The 24,031-nt window shown below is 62.8% G+C and carries 14 protein-coding genes and 2 pseudogenes; 5 read left to right on the forward strand and 11 right to left on the reverse strand.

What is annotated here, in order from left to right; genetic code table 11:
* Positions 1 to 188: 188 nt before the first annotated feature.
* The 9 genes from ugpC to GA0004734_RS18730 form a co-directional block, all read right to left on the reverse strand.
* On the reverse strand, positions 189 to 1,271 hold the full coding sequence (gene ugpC, locus GA0004734_RS18690; protein ID WP_092936847.1) for an ABC transporter ATP-binding protein: 1,083 nt from the start codon (positions 1,269 to 1,271) through the stop codon (positions 189 to 191).
* Positions 1,272 to 1,279: 8 nt separating this feature from the next.
* On the reverse strand, positions 1,280 to 3,526 hold the full coding sequence (locus GA0004734_RS18695) for a glycoside hydrolase family 2 protein (RefSeq protein ID WP_092938163.1): 2,247 nt from the start codon (positions 3,524 to 3,526) through the stop codon (positions 1,280 to 1,282).
* A gap of 10 nt (positions 3,527 to 3,536) precedes the next feature.
* A complete protein-coding gene (locus GA0004734_RS18700) occupies positions 3,537 to 4,361 on the reverse strand; it encodes a carbohydrate ABC transporter permease (protein ID WP_092936849.1) in 825 nt (274 codons plus the stop codon).
* Positions 4,358 to 5,269, reverse strand: coding sequence for a carbohydrate ABC transporter permease (locus GA0004734_RS18705; protein WP_092936851.1), 912 nt, complete (start codon positions 5,267 to 5,269; stop codon positions 4,358 to 4,360). Before GA0004734_RS18705 ends, GA0004734_RS18700 begins: the two co-directional genes overlap by 4 nt.
* A gap of 122 nt (positions 5,270 to 5,391) precedes the next feature.
* Positions 5,392 to 6,660: an ABC transporter substrate-binding protein gene (locus GA0004734_RS18710; protein ID WP_092936853.1), complete on the reverse strand. Its 1,269-nt coding sequence runs from the start codon at positions 6,658 to 6,660 to the stop codon at positions 5,392 to 5,394.
* A gap of 138 nt (positions 6,661 to 6,798) precedes the next feature.
* The gene (locus GA0004734_RS18715; RefSeq protein WP_092936855.1) at positions 6,799 to 7,893 is read right to left on the reverse strand and encodes a LacI family DNA-binding transcriptional regulator; all 1,095 of its coding nucleotides are present in this window, start codon (positions 7,891 to 7,893) and stop codon (positions 6,799 to 6,801) included.
* A gap of 169 nt (positions 7,894 to 8,062) precedes the next feature.
* A complete protein-coding gene (greA, locus tag GA0004734_RS18720; RefSeq protein ID WP_092936857.1) occupies positions 8,063 to 8,545 on the reverse strand; it encodes a transcription elongation factor GreA in 483 nt (160 codons plus the stop codon).
* Positions 8,546 to 8,572: 27 nt separating this feature from the next.
* On the reverse strand, positions 8,573 to 9,520 hold the full coding sequence (locus GA0004734_RS18725) for an MYG1 family protein (protein WP_092936859.1): 948 nt from the start codon (positions 9,518 to 9,520) through the stop codon (positions 8,573 to 8,575).
* 95 nt (positions 9,521 to 9,615) lie between these two features.
* Positions 9,616 to 10,011: a winged helix-turn-helix transcriptional regulator gene (locus tag GA0004734_RS18730; protein WP_092936861.1), complete on the reverse strand. Its 396-nt coding sequence runs from the start codon at positions 10,009 to 10,011 to the stop codon at positions 9,616 to 9,618.
* Between the two features lie 120 nt (positions 10,012 to 10,131).
* On the opposite strand from GA0004734_RS18730, the gene GA0004734_RS18735 reads away from it, so the two are divergent.
* Complete coding sequence (locus GA0004734_RS18735) at positions 10,132 to 11,145, forward strand: zinc-binding alcohol dehydrogenase family protein (protein ID WP_092936863.1); 1,014 nt, start codon at positions 10,132 to 10,134, stop codon at positions 11,143 to 11,145.
* A gap of 330 nt (positions 11,146 to 11,475) precedes the next feature.
* Here the strand turns inward: GA0004734_RS18735 and GA0004734_RS26475 are convergent.
* A pseudogene (locus tag GA0004734_RS26475) lies at positions 11,476 to 11,931 on the reverse strand (sugar ABC transporter substrate-binding protein); the annotation flags it as partial.
* On the opposite strand from GA0004734_RS26475, the pseudogene GA0004734_RS26480 reads away from it, so the two are divergent.
* Positions 11,929 to 12,158: pseudogene (locus tag GA0004734_RS26480) on the forward strand (ABC transporter permease); the annotation flags it as partial. The pseudogenes GA0004734_RS26475 and GA0004734_RS26480 sit on opposite strands and share 3 nt — an antisense overlap.
* A 204-nt stretch (positions 12,159 to 12,362) precedes the next feature.
* On the opposite strand, the gene GA0004734_RS18745 reads toward GA0004734_RS26480, so the two are convergent.
* On the reverse strand, positions 12,363 to 18,722 hold the full coding sequence (locus GA0004734_RS18745) for a hypothetical protein (protein WP_092936867.1): 6,360 nt from the start codon (positions 18,720 to 18,722) through the stop codon (positions 12,363 to 12,365).
* A 634-nt stretch (positions 18,723 to 19,356) separates the two neighbouring features.
* On the opposite strand from GA0004734_RS18745, the gene GA0004734_RS18750 reads away from it, so the two are divergent.
* From GA0004734_RS18750 to glf, 3 genes are all read left to right on the forward strand, one after another.
* Positions 19,357 to 21,399, forward strand: coding sequence for an O-linked N-acetylglucosamine transferase, SPINDLY family protein (locus tag GA0004734_RS18750; RefSeq protein ID WP_092938165.1), 2,043 nt, complete (start codon positions 19,357 to 19,359; stop codon positions 21,397 to 21,399).
* Positions 21,400 to 21,503: 104 nt separating this feature from the next.
* Positions 21,504 to 22,760, forward strand: a complete 1,257-nt coding sequence (locus tag GA0004734_RS18755) for a hypothetical protein (protein ID WP_092936869.1) — start codon at positions 21,504 to 21,506, stop codon at positions 22,758 to 22,760.
* Positions 22,761 to 22,857: 97 nt separating this feature from the next.
* Positions 22,858 to 24,015: a UDP-galactopyranose mutase gene (gene glf, locus GA0004734_RS18760; protein ID WP_092936871.1), complete on the forward strand. Its 1,158-nt coding sequence runs from the start codon at positions 22,858 to 22,860 to the stop codon at positions 24,013 to 24,015.
* Positions 24,016 to 24,031: the final 16 nt, after the last annotated feature.

The raw sequence follows: 24,031 nt of genomic DNA on the forward strand, positions 1-24,031 counted from the left end.
ATAGCGCGCGACCTCCTCCCGGGTCGAGACGACACCGTCGCCGCCGCGCTGACGGACCGGATGGCACGCCTTGCCCATCCGGTCCGTTGATTTCATGGAGAGGCCGCTGACAACCGCCTCTGGCCCAAAGAAAAAGCGCCGGAACCTTGCAAGGGTTCCGGCGCCTCGACATTCGACGTCCGTGATCGCTATCGAATCCGCTTGCCGTCTTCCGCAAACAGCAGCGCCCGTGTCGGGTCGAAGCCCGCCTTCAGCACGTGGCCGGCCGAAAGGCCGCGGCCGTTGCGGGTGGTGACAACGATGGTTTCGCCGGAGGTCGAGCGGCCATAGGCGAAGGTTTCGCCGCCCAGATGCTCGAACATATCGATGGTGATCGACAGGCTGTCTTCGCCTGCATCGGTGAAATGCTCCGGCCGGATGCCGAGGCGGATCGGCGTGCCGGCGGAGGGCACGGCACCTTGCAGGGGTACGGCGATCTCCTTGTTGGCAAAGCCGTCGAGCGTGACGAGGGCCGAGGTGCCGCTGGCGCCGATCACCCGGCCGGCAAAGACGTTCATGCGCGGCGAGCCGATGAAGCCGGCGACGAAGAGGTTGGCGGGATCGTCATAGAGATCGAGCGGCGCTCCGACCTGCTCGACAATGCCGGCGCGCAGCACCACGATCTTGTCGGCGAGCGTCATGGCCTCCACCTGATCGTGCGTGACGTAGACGATGGTGGCGTTGAGTTCCTTGTGCAGGCGGGCGATCTCCACCCGCATGTGGACGCGAAGCTCCGCATCGAGGTTCGACAGCGGCTCGTCGAACAGGAACACGTCGGGCTCGCGCACGATGGCGCGGCCGATGGCGACGCGCTGGCGCTGCCCGCCCGAGAGCGCCTTCGGCTTGCGGTCCATCAAGGGTCCGAGCTCGAGGATCTTTGCGGCCGCATCGACCCGGCGGGCGATCTCCGCCTTGTCCTGGCCCGCGAAACGCAGTGCGAAACCCATGTTCTCCCGCACCGTCATATGCGGGTAGAGCGCATAGGACTGGAAGACCATGGCGATCCCGCGTTTCGAGGGATCGACGTCGTTCATCACCTGCCCGCCGATCTCCAGCATGCCCGAGGTAATGTCTTCGAGGCCCGCAATCATGCGCAGCAGCGTGGACTTGCCACAACCCGACGGTCCGACGAAGACGACGAACTCGCCTGATTTGATGTCGAGATCGACGCCCTTGATGACGTCGAGCGCGCCGAATGTCTTGCGGATGTCCTTGAGGGTGACGTCGGCCATGCCGGCTCCTATGCGCTGACGGTGAAGGTGACGGTCTGGCCTGCGAACAGGCCGCACTCCGCCGAAAGCGTGATCGTGCCGGCCTCGTCGCCCGCCTCCAGCCAGAAGCCGGTCACGCCGCCCTTGAAGCTCTGCAATGACGGGCCGATGATGCGGCCGGGGCCGTCCACAGCAAAGCGGATCGGCTCCTCGAAGAAGGGCAGGATATTGCCGCCCTGATCGCGCACGCGGGCGATGACGCGGACGGCATCCTTCTCGCCGGCCCGCAGCGCCGTGTCGTCGGGCGCAATCTCCAGCGTCGTCGGCAGCGGATCGGCGGGCAGAACCACGGTCTTCACAGCCTTGCCGCCGACATAACCGGTGATAACGCCATCCCGCCAGATGCGGCCCCAGGTGCCGAATTCGGACGGCGTGACGTTGCGCATGTCGAGAATGACGGGGGGATGTGCAAGGTGCGGATAGGTTTCGCGGTCGGGCTCGATGCGCTTCGGCTCGAAGTCGCCGAATGTGATCTCGAGATAGTCGCAGTTCGTCAGGATGATCAGCGGCAGGACGCCGCCGATATTGCGCTCACCGCGCGCCCAGTAGGTTACCGGCTGCAACACCACGCCGCCTTCCGGATCGCCTTGGGACGAATAGGCATAGGCCGCAAGCTTCGGCTCGCGGAAGATGTCGAGTACCCCGTGATAGCAGACGCGGTCGCCGGAGCCGAAATCCTTGTGGGTGTTGTAGTCGAACATGCACCAGCCCGTGGACCCCGAGATATCGTCACGACCGGCGACCGCATCGAGGATGAGCAGGTGGCGCGTGACGTGCTCGGCCTGCCGCTGCTCCTGGTCGAAGCGCTTGGTCGGATACATGTGGCCGTTATATTCGGTGATCATATAGGGGATAGGCCTGGTGATGCCCGTCGTTTCCACCCGGTCGCGCAGCACCACGCGGCCACGATTGTTGCCCGGCATCTCCTCCTGACCGAGGATGAAGTCGTTCATGGTGTAGACGTCTTCCAGCAATTCCGAATTGGTGATGAACCGCACGCCGCCGGTCTGGCGGGTGGTGTCGAGTTCGCGCGCCAGCCGGTTGGTCTCGGCGTAGAAATCGTGGTCGTCCTGGCTCTCGTTGATGCGAACGCCCCAGATGATGATGGAGGGATGGTTCCAGTCGCGCTCGATCATCCGGCGAACGTTCTCGACGGACTCCCTCTTCCAGGCCTCGCCGCCGATATGCTGCCAGCCGGGAATTTCCTCGAACACAAGAAGGCCGATATCGTCGCAACGCTCGATGAAGCTCTTCGCCTGCGGATAGTGCGAGGTGCGTACGATGTTGCAGCGAAGGTCGAATTTCAGGATGTCCGCATCCTTTTCCTGCGCCCGTCGGCCCATGGCATAGCCGGAATAGGGCCAGGCCTGATGCCGGTTAAGCCCGCGCAGCTTCAGCGGCTTGCCATTGAGCCGGAACCCGTCCGGCGTGAACTCCGCGGTGCGGAAGCCGAAGCGGGACGACAGAGCATCGGCCCCGGCGGCAGTCTCCAGTTCCGCTGTCAGTGTGTAGAGCACGGGATTGTCGATATCCCAGAGGGCGAGGCCTGTGAGCCCGGCGATCGTGAGCGTCGTGCTCTCTCCCGCGACATCCGCCGTGGCCTTGCCGACCACAGCACCTGCCTTGTCGGCGATGGAGACGCGGATGGTGCCTGTTGTGGGCAGGCTCCGTGGATTGGCAAGATCGACGCGAACCGTGACCGTGCTCGCCGAGAGCGCCTCGGGTGTTTCGATCTTCATGTTGCGGATCGAGATCGGGCTTGCGACCTTGAGCCAGACATCGCGATAGATGCCGGCATAGCAGAGGTAGTCGATCATACCGCCAAAAGGAGGAATGTCCGGGTTCTCGGAACCGTCGATCTTGACGGTGACGAGGTTGTCGCCCGGCTTCAGCCCGTCGGTCAGCCGGGCTTCGAACGGCGTATAGCCGTCGCGGTGGGAGGCGATCTTCTCGCCGTTCAGATAGACCTCGCTATCGGCCATCGCGCCATCGAAAACGAGAGACACTTCGCGGCCTTCGAAGCCTTTATCCCACGCAATGACCTTCTGGTAGGTGAAGGCCTTCTGGTAGCTCGTCTCGTCGAAGTAGTTGTAGGGCAGTTCCACGGCGGTATGCGGCAGGCGCACCGTCTCGCCGCGGAGGGGCTGGCCGGCTTTGGCGGCGTCGAACCCCTCGCTGAAGATCCAGTTGCCGTTGAAGCTTTCATACATACGCATTGTCGACATCCTATTTCACAGAACCGAGCATGCCGGCCACGAACTGGCGCTGCATGACGAAGAAGACGAGAAGGGTTGGAAGCGTGGCGAGGATCGTGCCGATCATGACCACGCCGAAATCGGGGTAATAGGCCGAGGCCAGCGACGAGACGACGAGGGTGATCGTCTTCGTATCGTTCGACTGGAGAACGATCAGCGGCCACAGATAATTGTTCCAGTTCATCATGAAGACGATGACGAAGGCGGCGGCATAGGTGGACCGCATCACGGGAACGTAAATGTAGAGGAAGATCTGCCATTCCTTCAGACCATCGACCTTGGCGGCGTCCCTGAGTTCGGTCGGAAAGGCCTTCGTCGCCTGACGGAAGTAGAAGATGATGAAAGCGGAGGCGACCGTCGGCAGCAGGATCGCGATGTGCGTGTTGATCAGCCCCGCCTTGCCCATCATCATGAACAGCGGGATCATCAGGGCCGCAAACGGCACCATCAGCGTCAACAGCACCAGCGAATAGAGACGGTCGCGCATCTTCGAGCGGAACATCTCGAAGCCGTATCCGGCAAGGGACGACACCGCGATCGTCAGCAGCGTGGCGAGGATCGCCACCTTGGCCGAACTCCAGAACACGAGCGGCACATCGACCTGCGCGAAGAAGTTCGCGACATTGTTGGAAAAAGCGCGGCCGAACGTCGCCTTGCCCTTGATGATGTCGATCGAAGTGTTGGTGGAGGAAATCACCATCCAGAGGAAGGGGAAGACCGAGACGAAGGCTGCGACCGACAGGGCGACATAGGTCGCGGCACGTGGCAGGGCACGGGAGACGGGGATGGCAGTCATGAGCGCTCCCTTGCGGCATAGAATTGCAGGAAGGACAGCACCGCCACCATGACGACGATCACATAGGAGATCGTCGCGGCATAGCCGAAGCTCGGCATGTAGCGGAAGGTGAGATTGTAGATGTAGAGCGACAGGGTGATCGTCGCATCTGCCGGCCCGCCCTTGCCTTCGGTCAGGTTATAAACCTCGTCGAAGAGCTGGATCGTGCCGATGGTGGAAATGATGGTGGTGAACAGGATCACCGGTTTCAGCATGGGAATGGTCAGGTGCACGAACCGCGCCCAGGCCGGCACGCCGTCGATCCGGGCGGCCTCGTAGATCGAGCGGTCGATGTTCTGCAGGGCGGCAAGGTAGAAGATCATGTTGTAACCGGTCCACCGCCAGGTGATGGCGAGGATGACGAGTACCTTCGCCCAGAAGGGCTCCGTCAGCCAGCCGATAGGCTTGCCGATGATGCCGACCGCGAGAAGCGCCTGGTTGATGACGCCATCGATCGAAAACATGCTCTTGAACAGGATGGAATAGGCAACCAGCGATGCGACGCAGGGCAAGAAAATGGCCGTGCGGAAGACGCCCGCGAACTTCAGTCGGTCGGTGTTCAAAAGCGAGGCGAGCATCAGCGCGAGCACGATCATGATCGGCACCTGCACGACGAAGAAGATCGTCGTGTTGGTCAGCGCCTTCAGGAACACCGGATCGCCACTCAGCCGCGTGATGTTTCCAAAGCCCGCGAACTTCATCATCATTCCCCGGCCCGAGAAGAACGAGAGATAGAGCGAGCGGAAGATGGGGTAGATGAGGAACAGGCCGATCAGGCCGATGGCGGGCGCGATGAACAGCCAGCCGTTGACGTCGTAATAGCGCTTCAGCCCGCGTGTTCGCGCGCCGCCTGTTTTCGCGTGAGCCATGGTTTCGACCGGTCCCTGTTGGGTGAAGAGTGCGCTTCAGCCCCGGCCCACCGGGTCGGGGGATAAGCCGGTGCCGCGCCGGGAGGGAGGCGCGACACCGCAGCGCGGTCGGGAGGAACCGCTTACTGGATCTGGCCTTCGGCCTGAGACTGGATTTCCTTCAGCACCGTGGGAATGTCGGCACCTTGGGCCAGCGACGGCAGGTGCGCCGTCACGGCGGTGTCGACCTCGTTGGTAAAGATGCCGTAATTGACCGGCGGCACCTTCGAGAGCCAGTCCGAGAAATTCTGCCACACCTTCTCGCCGCCGAAAAACGGGTCCGCCAACATGTAGGCATCGCCCGTACGGGCCGCCATCAGCGAACCCACAGCGCCGCGCGTCGTCAGGATGTCCTGATAGAACGAGATATCCTTCGCATAGATCGCGTTGAGGAAGTCGATGGCTTCTTTTTTCTCGGGCGAGCTTTCGATGACATACCAGCTCGAGCCGCCGAGGTTGGAAGCGTGGGTCGCCCCCTCGATACCGAGGCTTGGCAGTGGTGCGACGCCCCATTTCCCCGACTGGTCGGCCTGAGCCTTGACCGTCCCGGTGATCCAGACGCCGGTCGTGACCGTCGCGACATCGCCTGATGTGAACGTGCCGACCCAGTCCGTCCAGCCAGCGGCTGGCTTGTGGATGTTCGCCTTGAGGATTTTCTGCTGCGTCTCCAGCGCCGCCTTCAGCGCCGTGTTGTTCTCGATGCTCAGATTGCCCTCGGCATCGAAATACCACTGGCCCGCCGACTGCATGAGGATGCGCGTGAAGCCGGCATCGGTGATATCGAGACCGAGCATCTTCTTGCCGGTCTTTTCCTCGACCACCTTGCCGATCTCGATGAAGCGATCCCAGGTGATATCCTGCATGTCGGACGGCTTGAAGCCGGCTTGCTCCAGATAATCCTTGCGGTAGTAGAGGCCCGTCACGCCACTGTCGAACGGCATGCCGTAGACCTGATCGTCCACCGTCATCAGCTTCACCTTGTAGGGCGCGAAGCTGGAATAATCGACCGTACCGGACATCGGCGCAAAGGCCCCGGGGAAGGACTGAAGGTATTTCTGCGCGCCGTAATCCTCAATCAGAACGATATCGGGAAGCGCATCGGTCGTGCCGGACGTCAGCGCCGTCTGTAGCTTCTGCTCGACATCGGCCTTGGCGAAGTCAACGATGTTGAACGTGGTCTCCGGGTGCTTCGCCGTATAGCGCGCACCGGCTTCCTTCATGATTGCGACATTGAAATTGGGGTCCCAGCACCACACGGTGATCTCGCCGGCAAAGGCCGCGGTAGTGGCGAAGAAGCTCGTGCCCGCCAGAGCAACGGCTGCGAAGGTCCTGGAAATACGCTGAAAATGCATGGTCTTCCTCCCTGAAGTCCCGATGGCTGAGACAGCTCCACCTGTCTTGTGAGGGAGTATTTCCTAAACTTTGCCCAAGAGCAACAGAAATTTAGTAAATATTTATCGCACTGCAAAAGTGTTCTGCTGCGACTGCGGTCACGGACCTTCCGGAGTCCGACAGCTGCCACGCCAGATCGTCTCGGTCGGGATCGTCACCATCTTGGCATAGCTGCGACCGCCCAACCGCTCGAGCAGCAGGTTGACTGCGGTCTCGCCGATATGCTCCCCGTGGATCTTCACAGTCGACAGCGGCGGCGTCAGGAACTGCGCCACGGGAATATCGTTGAAGGAAACGATCGCCACGTCGTCGGGGATCGACAGGCCAGCCTCGCGCGCGGCACGGTAGGTGCCGATCGCCATATTGTCGTTCGCAGTCAGGATAATATCGGGAAGCGGGCGCCGGGACAGGAGCTGGCGCGCGAGTTCGTAGCCGGTTTCGAGCCGCAGATTCTGCCCGGAATCGCAGCTCTCGCCAAGCACCAGCAGCTCTGCGTCGAAGGTGCCACGCGCCGTCTGCCAGTCGATATAGGCCTTGCAGCGCCGCTCGCCAAACTGCTGGGTTTCCCCGTTCAGGTGCTCGTAGCTGCCAATGAAGGCGATCCGCTCATAGTCGAGATGATGAAGCGTATCCAATACCTTGTGCGTCGCGGCAACGAGATCGCTATGCACGCAGTCGAAGCGATCAGACGATGGCACGAAATCGGCGAACACAACATGGCGACAATGTTCGTCGAGCCAGGCGATTTCATTGTCCGAGTGCTTGCCGATCACGATCACACCGGCAACGTCCGCCAGAAGCGCTGCGTCCGGCAGGGTATCGGAGTGAAAGACCTTGACGATATCGGTGCGCAACTCGCGACACCGGTTCTCGATGCCGAGGCGAACGCCGACATAATAGGGGTCGGCCACCTCGTCGGACGGCTCGAGAAAATGAACGATGGCAAGCCTCTGAAGGATGCTTCGCTCCGTGCCGCCATAATGACCAGCGCCGTTCTGCGCCGCCTCCTGCTGCAAAGCCTCGCTCTGACGGGCGCGGTTGCGGGGGGTGGCGTAATTCAGCGCCTCTGCCGTCTCGATGATCGCCTGCCGCTTGGCGGCGGAAATCGAGAGAGCGGGATCGTAGTTCAGGACGCGGGACACCGTCGCGGAGGACACGCCGACAGCTTTCGCAATTTCCTTGATGGTGACCATGAGATGCTGAAGCTCGATGCTGAAAGCCGGTGACGGGACGAAGCAACTTGCCTCATTGCCAACCGGCTGTCAGTAAATATTTACTCGTTTGCGCGTCGGCATCGGCGATTTTTACCGTATGTCCGCTCCGCCATGCTGTTCATCCATGGCAGAGACTGATCGCGCCTCTTCACGCAATGGCAACGATCTCCAGCTCATGACCATTGACGCTGAAAACATCGCCTACGGCCTTGCCCATCAAAAGGGCCGCCACCGGCGAGACATGCGAAATCGTCCCGCCCTTTGGATCCGCCTCATCCTCGCCGACGATCCGGTAGGTCTGAACGCGGCCGTCATCGCGGGAAAACGTGACGGTGCTGCCAAAGGCCACGGCGGCCGAGGACGTCGGTTCCGGCATGACCTGCGCGGAGCGGATGCGAGCCTGGAGATAGCGCAGGTCCCGCAGCGGCGTTGCCGTCTGCCGGCGTTTCTCGTTGACGTCTTCGATCAGGTTCGCCGCGGTATAGGCGGTCCGCGCCTGCTCCAGCTGCGCCTCCAGCGCCGCGAAACCCTGTTGCGTCACGAGGTTCGGATGCGCCGAGATCGGACGGTCGGGAACGAGCGTTTCCGATGCGGTCTCGAAGCTTTCCTCCTTGGTAAAGGCGACACTCATTCCAGACCTCCCTGCATTACGCCGCGATCAGGCGACAGCCGCGACGTCTGCCCGCTCGGCCAGCGCCTCGGCGACGGCGATCTCCGCCAGAGCCAGGGCGGCCTCGCGCGTGCGGGCGGCCGCGATGAAGCGGCCCTTGTGGCAGAAGCTCGCGCCGGCCACGCCGCTGGCCGCTTCAAGATCGGTATTCGTCAGCCCGGCCCAGGCGACAGGCAGGTCGGCACGAAGCTCGAAACCCTCATCCGCGCGGCGAATGCCCGTGACACACCAGTCCTTGTCGCGCGGGTGCACGACGAAGAGCAGCTGATCGGCTCCAGCCTTCACCACCGCCGAACGGAACGGCATGCCGAGCGGAAGCTCCAGAATATGCCCCTGCCCTGCCGCCTCGATCGCGCTCATGACCAGCGCCTCCGCCCGCAGCTTGGCTGCAGACTTGCCAATGCTGGCCTCCACGAAACTGCGCGCGATAGCGAGCGCTGCGTGAAAATTCCGGGTTTCCGCGTCCGGATCGGTCTCGTCGAAGACGGGCTTCAGCGTTTCCAGCAGGGCCGGAAGCGTTAGGCCTGCGAGAACGCCTGCCGTCGAAGGGCTGAGCGCGCCGTTATCGACCAGATCGACCGGCAAAACGAAGCTGCCGTCGAAGGCGGCATGGATTACCGCGACATGCGCCTCGGGAACGCCGGACGCACGGAGATAGTCCTGTCCGAAATGCCGCCAGACCAGGCCGAAGGAACTGTAGGGCTGGCCATCGTCCCGCACCGGCGCCCCACGCTGGTGATGGTCGAAGATGCGCGTCTCAGCGTCATAGGCGCCGCCGACATCGTAGACGATCCTGTCCGCGCCCGTCGTGATCCACTCCGGCGCCCGGCTGCGAACGATCCGCGCCTCGGGATAAAGTCGTGTCAGGATGACGCTCGAGAGAAGTTCATCCGCATGGAAGCCACCGGAATGGGTGACGAGATAGATAGGGGTCATGCCGGATGCCTTGTTCTGTCGGGATGTTTGCGCTTGCGCGAGCCCATCAGATAGACGCTTCGCCCCCCGATCTCAACCGGTATTGAAAGCGCTCTTCACGCCGCCGCGCTGTCGGCGGAGGCCGGTTCATCGGCGTTTGCGACCTTCGGCTTGCCGTAGAGGCCGAGATTGGCATCTCCCCACTGCTTCAGCGTCAGCAGCACGGGCTCCATCGATCGGCCGAGCGGCGACAGGCTGTACTCCACCTTCGGCGGAACCTGTGCATAGACCTTGCGCGAGATCAGGCCGTCCTCTTCCATCTCGCGCAGCTGGTTGGTCAGCATGCGCTGCGTCGCGTTGGGGATGGTCTTGCGGATCTCGTTGAAACGCAGCGTACCCGACAGCAAATGGAAAAGGATGACCGATTTCCATTTGCCGTCGATCAGCCCGATGGCCGCTTCCACCGAGCAGCCCGGACTGCAATCGAACCGGGAATGCCGAACCTTCGCCATGACGGTATCCTTTTCGACACTATGTACGCTCGTTGTGCGTATTTCATTCCTCCGAATGTATGCACATATTATGCTCGAAGCAACCGGATCGACCGGCGCAACAGGACGAGGAATCCGATCATGAGAGCAGTCGCCTACACCAAGGCCGGCACCATCGAACGCAACGACGCGCTCATCGATGTCGAAATCTCCAAGCCCACGCCCGGGTCCCGCGATCTACTGGTCGCAGTCGACGCGATCTCCGTGAACCCGGTGGATACGAAGATCCGGAAAAACGTGTCGCCCGAAGCTGGCGCGCAGAAAGTGCTCGGCTGGGATGCGGTCGGTCGGGTCGTGGAGGTGGGCGCCGCCGTCGTAGCGTTCAAGCCCGGCGATGCGGTCTACTATGCCGGTTCTCTGCTGCGCCCGGGTGCAAACAGCGAATTCCATCTGGTCGATGAGCGGCTGGTGGGCCGGAAGCCGTCGTCTCTATCGAATGCCGAAGCCGCCGCTTTGCCGCTCACAGCCATCACTGCGTGGGAAATGCTGTTCGACCGTCTCGACGTGCGCAAGCCAGTCGCGGGCGCGGCAGACGCCATTCTCATCATTGGCGGCGCCGGCGGTGTCGGATCGATCGCCATCCAGCTCGTGCGTGCCCTCACGGGCCTGACCGTCATTGCGACGGCGTCCCGCCCGGAAACGCGGGATTGGGTCAGTGCGCTCGGCGCGCATCACTTCATCGACCACAGCAAGCCGCTCGCAGACCAGATAACCGCGCTCGGCATCGGCGCCCCGGCCTTCGTGTTCTCTACCACGGAAACGCACCGTCATCTCGCGGAGATCGTCAGCCTGATCGCCCCGCAAGGCCGCTTCGGCCTGATCGATGATCCGGAAAGCCTTGATGTCATCGGCTTCAAGCGCAAGGCCGTATCTATCCACTGGGAGTTGATGTTCACCCGCTCGATCTTCGAAACGCCCGATATGGACGAGCAGGGCAAGCTGCTCACAGAGGTTGCCGCGCTGATCGACGCCGGCAAGATCCGCACCACCGTGACGGAGGTACTGCGACCGATCAATGCCGAGAACCTGAAACAAGCGCATGCCGTGATCGAAAGCGGCAAGGCGCGCGGCAAGATCGTGCTCGAGGGCTTCTGATCTCGGCCCCCTGCCGACGTCCGACAGGGGACAAATGCCGCCTCGCGGCAGCAACTCGCGCAATGGCGCAAGGCGCCGATCTCCCACGAGAGATCACGGATCCGGACTTTCACGTCCTGCCACCGACCGTCATCGACGTCGCTCCTCGTGGAGAAACAAGCGGGCCTCCAGATCATCGCGCAGGCTTTCCAGCCGCAGGACCTGTCTTACTCCTGCCATTTCGTTTCTCCGGCGAAGTTGCTTTTCCGCACTCTCCCAACTGCGGCTCGGAATGCCGCGGCGAGGATCCAGTCGGTGGTTATGGCGGATTGGTCGCAGCCATCGCCACCCAGGGCTGCCGGCCTCGGTGATCTCCTGGATATCTGCGGTGGAGAAATCCGCCCGGTCGATCTTCACCGCGTCAGACCACCCGAGATCGGCAAGCGCCAGCTTCACGCCGCGCGCGAACACGTCACAGGGCCTAAAGATCACGGCAATATCGGGTTTGCCTGAAGCGCCGCCTTGGCCTGATCTGCGGTTGTCGCAGCGGTGGTATCGCTGACACCGCCGAAATGCACCTTATGTTCGATACCGGGAATTGCCGCCCTCACCTTTCCCAGACACCGTTGCGGCGGTCGAGCGGCACGAAGTCTGCGACATAGACGTAGCCCGCCTTGAAGGCCGTCCCATTGTACTTGCTGGTTTGTCGAGAGCGAATTCGGCGAGGCGGTGGTCGGATTGCTCTGCCTGCGGGTTCTTCGGAATGACGTCGAAGTCGATCACCTTGATGCTCCTTCTCACCGGTTGCAACTGATCCCGGCCGCAGGCCGCTCGATCTCGTCCGGCCTTATCCTTCCGGACGGCACGACGGCCGCCCAGCGGGTCGATCCTTCTTTCCTTCCGATTGGCCGATCCAGTCTTTGGGAAACGTCCCCATTCCGGTCGTCATCATGGCCGCGCTCGCCACCGTCTTCACCGGAAAGACCCGCTTCGGTCGCGTCCTGTTCGTCACGGGCGGCAATGAGATCGCTTCACGCCCTTTCCTGCACGCAGGACGTCATCAAGGGTGCCGTCCTCGTCGGAGCGCTGGCGCTGACCTAAGGGGTGCGCGGAGCCGGCTTTAGGCCACCGTTCTCCAGAACGCCGTTCGCCGGCTGACGCATGTGCATCAGCCGGCGGGATCTCGATATTGGAAGGTTCACCGCCATCCGGAACAAGCCCGGATGGCGGTGTGTGTCTTAGATCTGCTGGTAGGCGATGACGATAGCGTTCATCTGCTCCGTGTCGAACGCGGCGACCTGGGTCATCGTGAAGGCCCGTACCTGCGTGGTCGACAGGTTACCGATATCCGCCGTCGAGAGCCCTGCCAGTGCCCGGAGGTTGATGGCAGCGATATCGCTCGTCGAGAAGGCCAGGAGGTCCTGCGAGGACAGAGCAGCGATCGCTGCCGAGCCAAGCACAGACACCTGGGTAGCTGTCAGCGCACCGATCTGTTCGGATGACATGGCATCCAGCTGCGCGGTCGAGAGCGCGGCAACAGCGCCGGTGCCCAAGGCTGCGACCTGATCGGTCGAAAGCGAGGCCAGACCGTCTGTGGTGAGCGCGCCAACTTGGGCCGCCGTCAGGACCTTGACCTGTGCTGTCGTCAGACCATCGATCTGGGCCGTCGAGAGCACCTTGATCTGGGCCGTGCCGAGAGCGCTGGCCTGTGCCGTCGTCAAACCACTCAGCTGGGTCGATGTCAGGGCCGCGATGTTCGCCGTCGAGAGGCTCGACAACACTCTGGCGCTGAGAGCCGAGATTTCCGTCGACGAGATCGTTGCCATGTCGACGGTTTCAAGGCCTGCAGCCGCTGCCGACGAAAGCGCCGCCAGCTGCTTGGTGTCGAAGGCATCGAGCTGAACGCTGCTCAGAGCACCGATCTGCGTGGATGTCAGGGAGGCGATCGCGGCCGTGCTCAGCACTGCGACCTGATCGGTCGAGAGCGAAGCCAGGCCGTCCGTTGTCAGAGCGCCGACCTGAGCCGCCGTCAGGACCTTGACCTGTGCCGTCGTCAGGCCGTCGATCTGTGCCGTCGAGAGCACCTTGATCTGAGCCGTCCCGAGGGCACCCGCCTGTGCGGTCGTCAGACCGCCGAGCTGGGTCGACGTCAGAGCCGCGATGTTCGCCGTCGAGAGGTTCGACAGCACCTTCGCGTTCAGAGCGGAGATTTCCGTCGACGAGATCGTTGCTATGTCGGCGGTTTCAAGGCCGGCTGCTGCTGCAGGCTGCAGGGCCGCCAGTTGCTTGGTATCGAAGGCACCAAGCTGCACGCTGGTCAGAGCGCCGATCTGCGTGGAGGACAACGCTGCGACCACGGCGGTGCTCAGCACTGCGACCTGATCGGTCGAGAGCGAAGCCAGGCCGTCCGTGGAGAAAGCGCCGACCTGTGCCGCCGTCAGAACCTTGACCTGTGCTGTCGTCAAGCCGTCGATCTGTGCCGTCGAAAGCACCTTGATCTGAGCCGTACCGAGTGCGCCGGCCTGTGCGGTCGTCAGACCGCCAAGCTGGGTCGACGTCAGGGCCGCGATGTTCGCCGTCGAGAGCTTCGACAACACATTGGCGTTGAGGGCCGAGATTTCCGTCGAAGAGATTGCCGCCATGTCGGCCGTTTCAAGGCCGGCGACGGCTGCCGGCGACAGCGCCGCCAGCTGCTTGGTGTCGAAGGCATCGATCTGCACGCTGGTCAGAGCGCCGATCTGCGTCGAGGTCAGGGAGGCGATCGCGGCCGTGCTCAGCACTGCGACCTGATCGGTCGAGAGCGAAGCCAGGCCGTCCGTTGTCAGAGCGCCGACCTGAGCCGCCGTCAGGACCTTGACCTGTGCCGTCGTCAGGCCGTCGATCTGCGCGGTGCTGAGGGTGCGCATCTGGGCAGCGGTCAAGGCGCCGGCCTGTGCCGTCGTCAGGCCGGCCAGCTGGGTGGATGCCAGGGCAGCGAAGTTCGCCGTGGACAGGCTGGCGAGCGTCTTGGTGTTGAGGGCGGAAATCTCGGTCGAGGAGATGGCCGCGATGTCGGCGGTTTCCAGGCCGGCAACGGCCGTGGACGTCAGGGCTGCCAGCTGCCTGGTGTCCAGGGCACCGATCTGGGTCGTCGTCAGCGCAGCGATCTGGGTGGAGCTCAGCGCACCAATGGCGGCCGAGCTGAGCGCGGCAACCTTGTCGGTGGCAAGCGTTGCAATGACGCTCGACGACAGGCCGGTAACGGCCTTGGCGCTGAGCACGGCAATCTCGCTGGTCGAGAAGGCCTCGAGGTCTTCGGATGCAAGGACTGCCAGATCTTCGGAGCCGAGTTGCGCGATCTGTGCCGCATTGAGCGCGCCGATCTGGGCGGAGCTCATGGCGCTCAGCTGGGCCGTCGAGAGGGCGGCAATCGTCTTGACGTCCAACGCTGCGACCTGATCGGTCGAGAGCGAGGCGACACCATCCGTGGTGAGCGCGCCGACCTGGGCCGCCGTCAGGACCTTGACCTGCGCCGTCGTCAGGCCGTCGATCTGGGCCGTCGAGAGCACCTTGATCTGGGCCGTGCTGAGCGCACCGGCCTGTGCGGTCGTCAGACCGCCGATCTGGGTGGACGTCAGGGCTGCGATGTTCGCCGTCGAGAGGCTCGACAGGACCTTGGCGCTGAGGGCCGAGATTTCCGTCGACGAGATCGTTGCCATATCGGCCGTTTCAAGGCCGGCGACGGCTGCAGCCGACAGGGCTGCAAGCTGCTTGGTGTCGAAAGCACCGAGCTGCTCGCTGCTCAGAGCACCGAGCTGCGTGGAGGTCAGGGAGGCGACGGCCGCCGTGCTCAGCACTGCGACCTGATCGGTCGAGAGCGAGGCCAGACCGTCCGTGGAGAGAGCGCCGACCTGGACTGCCGTCAGGACCTTGACCTGTGCCGTCGTCAGACCGTCGATCTGGGCTGTCGAAAGCACCTTGATCTGGGCCGTGCCGAGGGCACCGGCCTGTGCAGTCGTCAGACCGCCGAGCTGGGTGGACGTCAGGGCCGCGATGTTCGCCGTCGAGAGGTTCGACAGAACTCTGGCATTCAGGGCCGAGATTTCCGTCGACGAGATCGCCGCCATGTCGGCGGTTTCAAGGCCGGCTGCTGCTGCAGGCTGCAGAGCCGCCAGCTGCTTGGTGTCGAAGGCACCAAGCTGCACGCTGCTCAAAGCGCCGATCTGGGTCGAGGACAGGGAGGCGATCACGGTCGTGCTCAGGGCGGCGACCTGATCGGTGGAGAGCGAGGCCAGACCGTCCGTGGTGAGCGCACCGACCTGTGCTGCCGTCAGGACCTTGACCTGTGCCGTCGTCAGACCGTCGATCTGTGCCGTCGAAAGCACCTTGATCTGGGCTGTGCCGAGCGCGCCGGCCTGTGCGGTCGTCAAACCACTCAGCTGGGTCGATGTCAGGGCCGCGAAGTTCGCCGTCGAGAGGCTCGACAACACTCTGGCATTGAGAGCCGAGATTTCCGTCGACGAGATCGTTGCCATGTCGGCCGTTTCAAGGCCAGCGACGGCTGCGGCCGACAGGGCCGCCAGCTGCTTGGTGTCGAAGGCATCGAGCTGCACGCTGGTCAGAGCACCGATCTGCGTGGATGTCAGGGAGGCGATCGCGGCCGTGCTCAGAACTGCGACCTGATCGGTCGAAAGCGAAGCCAGACCGTCCGTGGAAAGCGCACCGACCTGTGCTGCCGTCAGAACCTTGACCTGTGCCGTCGTCAGGCCGTCGATCTGGGCCGTCGAGAGCACCTTGATCTGGGCCGTGCTGAGCGCACCGGCCTGTGCGGTCGTCAGACCGCCGATCTGTGTGGAGGTCAGAGCCGCGAAGGTCGTCGTGGAGAGGCTCGACAGAACCTTGGCGCTGAGAGCGGAGATTTCCGTCGACGAGATCGTTGCCATGTCGGCCGTTTCAAGGCCAGCGACGGCTGCGGCCGACAGGGCCGCCAGCTGCTTGGTGTCGAAGGCATCGAGCTGCACGCTGGTCAGAGCGCCGATCTGCGTGGAGGTCAGGGAGGCAATTGCCGTGGTGCTCAGCACTGCGACCTGATCGGTCGAGAGCGAAGCGAGGCCGTCCGTGGAGAAAGCGCCGACCTGTGCCGCCGTCAGAACCTTGACCTGTGCTGTCGTCAAGCCGTCGATCTGGGCCGTCGAAAGCACCTTGATCTGAGCCGTACCGAGTGCGCCGGCCTGTGCGGTCGTCAGACCGCCAAGCTGGGTCGACGTCAGTGCCGCGATGTTCGCCGTCGAGAGCTTCGACAACACATTGGCGTTGAGGGCCGAGATTTCCGTCGAAGAGATTGCCGCCATGTCGGCCGTTTCAAGGCCGGCGACGGCTGCCGGCGACAGCGCCGCCAGCTGCTTGGTGTCGAAGGCATCGATCTGCACGCTGGTCAGAGCGCCGATCTGCGTCGAGGTCAGGGAGGCGATCGCGGCCGTGCTCAGCACTGCGACCTGATCGGTCGAGAGCGAAGCCAGGCCGTCCGTTGTCAGAGCGCCGACCTGAGCCGCCGTCAGGACCTTGACCTGTGCCGTCGTCAGGCCGTCGATCTGCGCGGTGCTGAGGGTGCGCATCTGGGCAGCGGTCAAGGCGCCGGCCTGTGCCGTCGTCAGGCCGGCCAGCTGGGTGGATGCCAGGGCAGCGAAGTTCGCCGTGGACAGGCTGGCGAGCGTCTTGGTGTTGAGGGCGGAAATCTCGGTCGAGGAGATGGCCGCGATGTCGGCGGTTTCCAGGCCGGCAACGGCCGTGGACGTCAGGGCTGCCAGCTGCCTGGTGTCCAGGGCACCGATCTGGGTCGTCGTCAGCGCAGCGATCTGGGTGGAGCTCAGCGCACCAATGGCGGCCGAGCTGAGCGCGGCAACCTTGTCGGTGGCAAGCGTTGCAATGACGCTCGACGACAGGCCGGTAACGGCCTTGGCGCTGAGCACGGCAATCTCGCTGGTCGAGAAGGCCTCGAGGTCTTCGGATGCAAGGACTGCCAGATCTTCGGAGCCGAGTTGCGCGATCTGTGCCGCATTGAGCGCGCCGATCTGGGCGGAGCTCATGGCGCTCAGCTGGGCCGTCGAGAGGGCGGCAATCGTCTTGACGTCCAACGCTGCGACCTGATCGGTCGAGAGCGAGGCGACACCATCCGTGGTGAGCGCGCCGACCTGGGCCGCCGTCAGGACCTTGACCTGCGCCGTCGTCAGGCCGTCGATCTGGGCCGTCGAGAGCACCTTGATCTGGGCCGTGCTGAGCGCGCCGGCCTGTGCGGTCGTCAGACCGCCGATCTGCGTGGACGTCAGGACTGCGATGTTCGCCGTCGAGAGGCTCGACAGGACCTTGGCGCTGAGGGCCGAGATTTCCGTCGACGAGATCGTTGCCATGTCGGCCGTTTCAAGGCCGGCGACGGCTGCAGCCGACAAGGCTGCAAGCTGCTTGGTGTCGAAAGCACCGAGCTGCTCGCTGCTCAGAGCACCGAGCTGCGTGGAGGTCAGGGAGGCGACGGCCGCCGTGCTCAGCACTGCGACCTGATCGGTCGAGAGCGAGGCCAGACCGTCCGTGGAGAGAGCGCCGACCTGGACTGCCGTCAGGACCTTGACCTGTGCCGTCGTCAGACCGTCGATCTGGGCTGTCGAAAGCACCTTGATCTGGGCCGTGCCGAGGGCACCGGCCTGTGCAGTCGTCAGACCGCCGAGCTGGGTGGACGTCAGGGCCGCGATGTTCGCCGTCGAGAGGTTCGACAGAACTCTGGCATTCAGGGCCGAGATTTCCGTCGACGAGATCGCCGCCATGTCGGCGGTTTCAAGGCCGGCTGCTGCTGCAGGCTGCAGAGCCGCCAGCTGCTTGGTGTCGAAGGCACCAAGCTGCACGCTGCTCAAAGCGCCGATCTGGGTCGAGGACAGGGAGGCGATCACGGTCGTGCTCAGGGCGGCGACCTGATCGGTGGAGAGCGAGGCCAGACCGTCCGTGGTGAGCGCACCGACCTGTGCTGCCGTCAGGACCTTGACCTGTGCCGTCGTCAGACCGTCGATCTGTGCCGTCGAAAGCACCTTGATCTGGGCTGTGCCGAGCGCGCCGGCCTGTGCGGTCGTCAGGCCGCTCAGCTGGGTGGACGTCAGAGCCGCGAAGTTCGAGGTGGAGAGCGTTGCAATCGACCGTGCGCTGAGGGCGGAGATTTCCGTCGACGAGATGGTCGCCATGTCTTCGGTTGCAAAGCCGGCAAGTGCGCCGGCGCTCAGTGCGCCGAGCTGAGCCGTCGTCAGGCCATCAAGCTGGCCGGAGGAAAGAGAGGCAACCTGAGCGGATGACAATGCCGCGACCTGGCTGGACACCAGCGTTGCAAGCTTGCTGCTGTCGAGAACGGCGAGCTGCCCGGCCGTCAGACCCGTTACAGCTGCAGCGGAAACCGCGCGAAGCTGTGTCGAGTTGAACGCTGCCAGGTCTTCCGTGGCGAAAGCCGCAATTTGATTCGAGGAAAATGCAGCAATCTGCAGCGACGTCAGAGCACCGACATCGCTGGTCGTGAACGACGCGATCGTGGAGGTATTCAGAGACTGAATCTGTTTAACGCTGAGAGAAGATACAATCGAGGTCATGGGTGCGCGCCTTCATCGTTCAAGGATTAATATTCTTTCCTCTCCGATGCCTGCGGCGGAAGGCGTAGCCTCGCGTCACAGAGCCTATGATGCGCCGGGCATCTTCAAACGATCGCCATGGCTGCTGCCTGCTCCATCGGGCAAGGCACAGGGTGGCGCTTATTCGAGCGGAAAGAATATCTGGAACATGGCTCATAGGAGCCTGACGTGGGGGCGGCATCATGCATGCAGAGTTAGAGACTCTGCTTCCCACACCTGGAAGTATAAAAAATTCGAAGTCTATGAATTCCCCTGCGGACGCCCCCATATCCCACGAACGGGGATACCGATCTGTCCACGTCCCAATTTGTACCGCGTCACCTTCTAATTTTCGGTTAAAACGCAACCTAAAGAAATAGTTTAAACCTCCGTCCCCTCGTTACATCGGGTAACTTGCGCGGGGGTGGCGCTTTTCAAGCCGATACAGGTCGGTCTTCCGACACGCGCCTCAGAAGCAAGAACATTTGGCCGGTTAAGCTGCTTCCGCGTCGTTGTGCGCTGCGGTCGCAAGCTCAAGGCAAGGCAACGCCGCTAAGGGTCGAGGCAGTACCGTCTTCCCAATGCGGCCTTCAGGCCCACGATCAATGTGATGTCCATGGTTATTCATAATACCTTTGCCTCAGCACACCAATCGATGCTTGCTGCCGCCCTGGAACGTGCTCGCCAACAGCAACTCTCCCTTCTGGAGCTGTTCCAGATCGCCGAGGAGCTGAACGCGAGCAACCAGAAGGCCGCGGCCGCAAAGCTGTACAACACCTGGATCGCATTCAACGACAACAGCCCGGTCCTGCATCTCGCCTACTTCAACTACTCGGTCACATTGCGGGGTCTGGACGATATGCCCGGCGCCATCAATGCGCTCCAGGCCAGCCTCAAGATCTCGCCGCTGATGGGTCAGGCACGCATCAATCTGGGCCGCACCTTCGAGGATAGCGGCCTGAACGCTCAAGCCGTGCAGCAGTGGCAGCAATATGTCGCCGCGACGCAGGATATTACGCCGGAAAAGATCGGCTATCGCCTGATGGCCCTTCAGCATATCGGCCGAGTCATGGAAGGTGTCGGCCTACTTGAGGACGCCGAAGCCATTCTGTGGCAGGCGATCGAGCTTCGTCCAGACCGCACCGAGGCGGCGCAGCATTGGCTGTCGACGCGCCAGCACCAGTGCAAGTGGCCGATCATCACCACGTCGGAATATGTGACGAGCCGCCAACTGCTGGAAGCCTTTTCGCCGCTGCCCCTCGCCTGCTACACGGACGACCCGATCTTCCAGATGGCAAAGGCCTATCGCTACAACAAGCATCTCGTCGGCCGCATCGATGCCCGCGACATGCTGCGCCCGGCGCCCGCCAAGAAGGCCGGCACAACGGAACGCCTGCGGATCGGCTACGTCTCCTCGGACCTCCGCGACCACGCCGTCGGCTTCGCGCTCAGCGAAGTGCTGGAGTTGCACGACAAGACGAGCGTCGAGGTCTTCGCCTACTATTGCGGCGAGCCCCGTACCAACGACGCCACCCAGACCCGTATCCAGGCGGCTGTCGACCACTGGCATGACATCGCCGCCCTCAGCGATCTCGATGCCGCCAGACAGATTCGCGCCGACGAGATCGACATCCTCGTGGACGTTAACGGCTACACCAAGCATGCTCGCACCAGGATCTTCGCCTACCGCCCGGCGCCTGTGATCGTGAACTTCTGTGGCTATCCCGGAACGATGGCGAGCCCGGTCCATCAATATATCATCGCCGACGAACAGATCATCCCGCCGGAAAACGAACTTTACTACACCGAAAAGGTCCTGCGCATACCCTGCAACCAGCCGGTCGACCGGAAACGCCAGATCGCGGCCAGGCCGACACGTGCGGCAGCCGGCCTGCCGGAAGATGCCTTCGTGTTTGCCTGCTTCAATGGCTCGCAGAAGACGACCGCTGCCTGCTTCACACGCTGGATGACCATCCTTGCCGCCGTTCCCGGCAGCGTGCTCTGGCTGCTCGGCGCCTCGGAGCCCGTCAACCAGCGGCTTCGGCAGATGGCGATCGACCACGGCGTCGAGCCGGATCGCCTGATCTTCGCGCCCAAGGCTCCCAACGCCTTCCACCTCGCCCGGATCGGCGTGGCGGATCTCTTCCTCGACACGTTCCCCTATGGGGCGCATTCGACGGCTGCCGACGCCGTGACCATGGGGCTGCCGGTCCTGACGCTTCGCGGCAAGGGGTTTGCGTCCCGCTTCTGCAGCAGCATCCTGCATGCCGCCGGTATTCCCGAGATGATCTGCGAAACGCCGGATGCCTATGTCGCCAAGGCCATCGCCTATGCCCGCGACCCGGAGAGCCTGCGGGCCGTGCGCCATTCGCTGCAGGCGCAGCGGGAGACCTGCGCGCTGCGCGACATCCCGGCTCTGGTGCGCCGTCTCGAAGAGCTTTACTGGCAGATGCAGGGCGAAGGCGAGCGCGGCGAGATTCCCGTGCCGCGCCTCGACAATCTCGGCATCTACTACGAGGTCGGGGTCGATTTCCTGTCCGACCCAGTCGAGTTCGAGACCGATGCGAGCTACCGGGAGCGTTACCGCCAGGAACTCGCGCAGCGGCACGCTTACGCGCCGATCGCCAGGGACACCCGCTTCTGGACCCATATCGACTGATCCAGCGTGCTGCCGGGGGGCAGATGCAGGCAACGGTAAGCGAGACCTTCCGGCACTTTGCCGCAAACAGACGAACGACGACATCGACAAGAGGGCAGGACGATATGAACCCCGTGATTTTGGTCACTTTTGCCGGCCGCCAGCAGCGGATGGAGATCCTGACCCAGTATATAAGGAAGGCGCTGGAAGCCGGGATCATCGACGAATGGCATATCTGGGATTTCACCCGTTCGGCCGAGGACCGTGCCTGGGTTACGAAGGAATTTGGTCCGGTACGCTTCATGGGTCCGAACGCCTCCTACCAGCACAAGGGCTCGCTCAGCCGTCTCTCGTCGTTCCGCACCACCGCAAAGATCCAGAGCGACCTGCACATCGCGATCGTTCCGAATGACAAGACGAGCGATGCCTACGAACTCGTTATCGGCGGCTGGAACAACACCCACTCTGCCCTTCGCCGCATCACCGAGACCGATCTCACCAGCTTCTCGCGCGACACGCATCCGTTGATCTGGACTCGCTCGACACCCGGCGTTCTGTCCCCCGGTCTGGCCAATCACGTCGTTCTGAACCTGGATGAAACAGGCGTTCCGACCCTCCACGTCAATGGCGTGATGGTCGGCACTTGGCCCGACATCCACCTGCCGGGCGGCGCGTCGATCATGGTTCGCGGCGGCTGGGGCTCCGACCTCGAGCTCTGCGACGTCCAGAGCCCGGTTCGCCGCTATGTCGGCAACGAGAACGAGAGCACGCCCTACTGGCAGGCCTACAGCTATTACACCAAGCGCCTCAGCGCGTTCACGGACGCCGTTTTCCTGAAATGCGACGACGACGTCGTCTATCTCGATCTCGACAATCTCAGCAAGTTCATTGCGTTTCGCCGTGACAATCCGCACTACTTCATCGTGTCGGCGAACGTGGTCAACAATGGCGTCTGCGCCTACTGGCAGCAGGAAGCGGGCTCCCTGCCCGCCACGCTCGGCCAATTCGAGCGCCCGCCAGGCGGCTTCGGCGGCAGTCTGTGGCAGAGCGCAGAGCGCGCCACCCGGCTGCACGACTACTTCCTCGGCAAGACCGAGAAGTCGCTACCCTTGCCGAGCCCCGTCATCGACTGGCACGAGCGCCAGTCGATCAACTTCATCGCCTGGCTTGGGAAGGACCTCGTCCATATGGCGCTACCGAAGTGCGATGACGAATATGCGCTGACGGTCGATCTGCCCAACTACCTGAATCGCCCGACGGCCATCTATTCCGACTTCACGGTGAGCCACTTAAGCTTCGGGCCGCAGGAAAACGGCCTGGCGCTCGAGCGACTGATCGACGGCTACGACGCGCTGATGCGCACCAACCTTGCGGCGGCCTAGAGCAATTCCGGCGGACAGGGGTTCATATGCCCTGACGTAACGACATATCCGTGCCGGATCGGCATGGGTCAAGAACGATAAAAGACGAGGAAGCGACATGGGCGGGAACGGGAAAATTGCGGTGGTCGGCGCCGGCCTTTCGGGTGCCGTCATCGGGCGCGAACTGGCGCTTGCAGGCTATAGCGTCGAGATCTTCGACGTCCGCGACCACATCGCCGGCAATTGCTACAGCGAGCGGGATGCCGATACCGGCGTGATGGTCCACATCTACGGACCGCATATCTTCCATACCGATGACGAAGAGGTCTGGAACTACGTCAACCGCTTCCAAACCTTCATGCCTTATAAGAATCGCGTGAAGACGACGGTGGACGAGCAGGTCTTCTCGCTGCCGGTGAACCTGCACACGATCAATCAGTTCTTCGGCAAGACCTTCCGGCCCGACGAGGCCCGGGCCTTTATCGAGGAGAAGGCCGACAAGACCATCGCGGATCCGCAGACGTTCGAGGAGCAGGCACTGCGTTTCGTCGGCCGCGAGCTCTATGAGGCGTTCTTCAAGGGCTACACCGAGAAGCAGTGGGGTTGTTCGCCGACCCAGCTTCCGGCGTCCATCCTCAAGCGCCTGCCGGTGCGCTTCAACTATGACGACAACTACTTCTTCCATCGTTTCCAGGGCATGCCCGAGAATGGCTATACGGACATGGTGGCCGGCATTCTCGATCATACCGGCATCACCGTCCACCTCGGCACGCGCTTCGACAAGTCGCAGAACGATGCCTACGATCACGTCTTCTATTCCGGCCCGCTCGATGGCTATTTCAACTATGAGTTCGGTCGGCTGGGATATCGAACGCTCGATTTCGAGCGTTTCACCTATGAAGGAGACTATCAGGGCTGCGCGGTGATGAACTACGGCGATCCGGATGTTCCCTATACCCGCATCACCGAGCACAAGCACTTCTCGCCCTGGGAAAGCGTTGCCGGATCGGTCTGCTATCGCGAGTTCTCCCGCCTCTGCGGTGAAGACGACGTACCGTTCTACCCCATTCGGCTGGTCGAGGAAAAGCAGCTACTGGCGTCTTACGTCGAGCGGGCAGAGGCGGAAACCTCCGTCACCTTCGTCGGCCGTCTCGGCACCTACCGCTATCTCGACATGGACGTGACCATCCGCGAGGCGCTGGATACGGCGGCGCTTTACCAAAAGAAGGCCGCTGACAAAGCCCCCGTTCCGGCCTTTCTGCATTCGCCGCTCTGAGCGTTCGGACGAGCCT

The organism is Rhizobium sp. 9140 (assembly GCF_900067135.1).
GTDB lineage: Bacteria > Pseudomonadota > Alphaproteobacteria > Rhizobiales > Rhizobiaceae > Ferranicluibacter.

Excerpts from the sequence above, each read along its gene's own strand:
- ugpC (WP_092936847.1), bottom strand. The coding sequence starts at position 1,271 with ATGGCCGACGTCACCCTCAAGGACATCCGCAAGACATTCGGCGCGCTC.
- GA0004734_RS18715 (WP_092936855.1), bottom strand. The coding sequence starts at position 7,893 with ATGGTCACCATCAAGGAAATTGCGAAAGCTGTCGGCGTGTCCTCCGCG.
- GA0004734_RS18745 (WP_092936867.1), bottom strand. The coding sequence starts at position 18,722 with ATGACCTCGATTGTATCTTCTCTCAGCGTTAAACAGATTCAGTCTCTG.
- glf (WP_092936871.1), top strand. The coding sequence starts at position 22,858 with ATGGGCGGGAACGGGAAAATTGCGGTGGTCGGCGCCGGCCTTTCGGGT.
- GA0004734_RS18725 (WP_092936859.1), bottom strand. The coding sequence starts at position 9,520 with ATGACCCCTATCTATCTCGTCACCCATTCCGGTGGCTTCCATGCGGAT.
- greA (WP_092936857.1), bottom strand. The coding sequence starts at position 8,545 with ATGAGTGTCGCCTTTACCAAGGAGGAAAGCTTCGAGACCGCATCGGAA.
- GA0004734_RS18710 (WP_092936853.1), bottom strand. The coding sequence starts at position 6,660 with ATGCATTTTCAGCGTATTTCCAGGACCTTCGCAGCCGTTGCTCTGGCG.
- GA0004734_RS18730 (WP_092936861.1), bottom strand. The coding sequence starts at position 10,011 with ATGGCGAAGGTTCGGCATTCCCGGTTCGATTGCAGTCCGGGCTGCTCG.
- GA0004734_RS18700 (WP_092936849.1), bottom strand. The coding sequence starts at position 4,361 with ATGACTGCCATCCCCGTCTCCCGTGCCCTGCCACGTGCCGCGACCTAT.
- GA0004734_RS18750 (WP_092938165.1), top strand. The coding sequence starts at position 19,357 with ATGGTTATTCATAATACCTTTGCCTCAGCACACCAATCGATGCTTGCT.
- GA0004734_RS18735 (WP_092936863.1), top strand. The coding sequence starts at position 10,132 with ATGAGAGCAGTCGCCTACACCAAGGCCGGCACCATCGAACGCAACGAC.
- GA0004734_RS18705 (WP_092936851.1), bottom strand. The coding sequence starts at position 5,269 with ATGGCTCACGCGAAAACAGGCGGCGCGCGAACACGCGGGCTGAAGCGC.
- GA0004734_RS18695 (WP_092938163.1), bottom strand. The coding sequence starts at position 3,526 with ATGCGTATGTATGAAAGCTTCAACGGCAACTGGATCTTCAGCGAGGGG.
- GA0004734_RS18755 (WP_092936869.1), top strand. The coding sequence starts at position 21,504 with ATGAACCCCGTGATTTTGGTCACTTTTGCCGGCCGCCAGCAGCGGATG.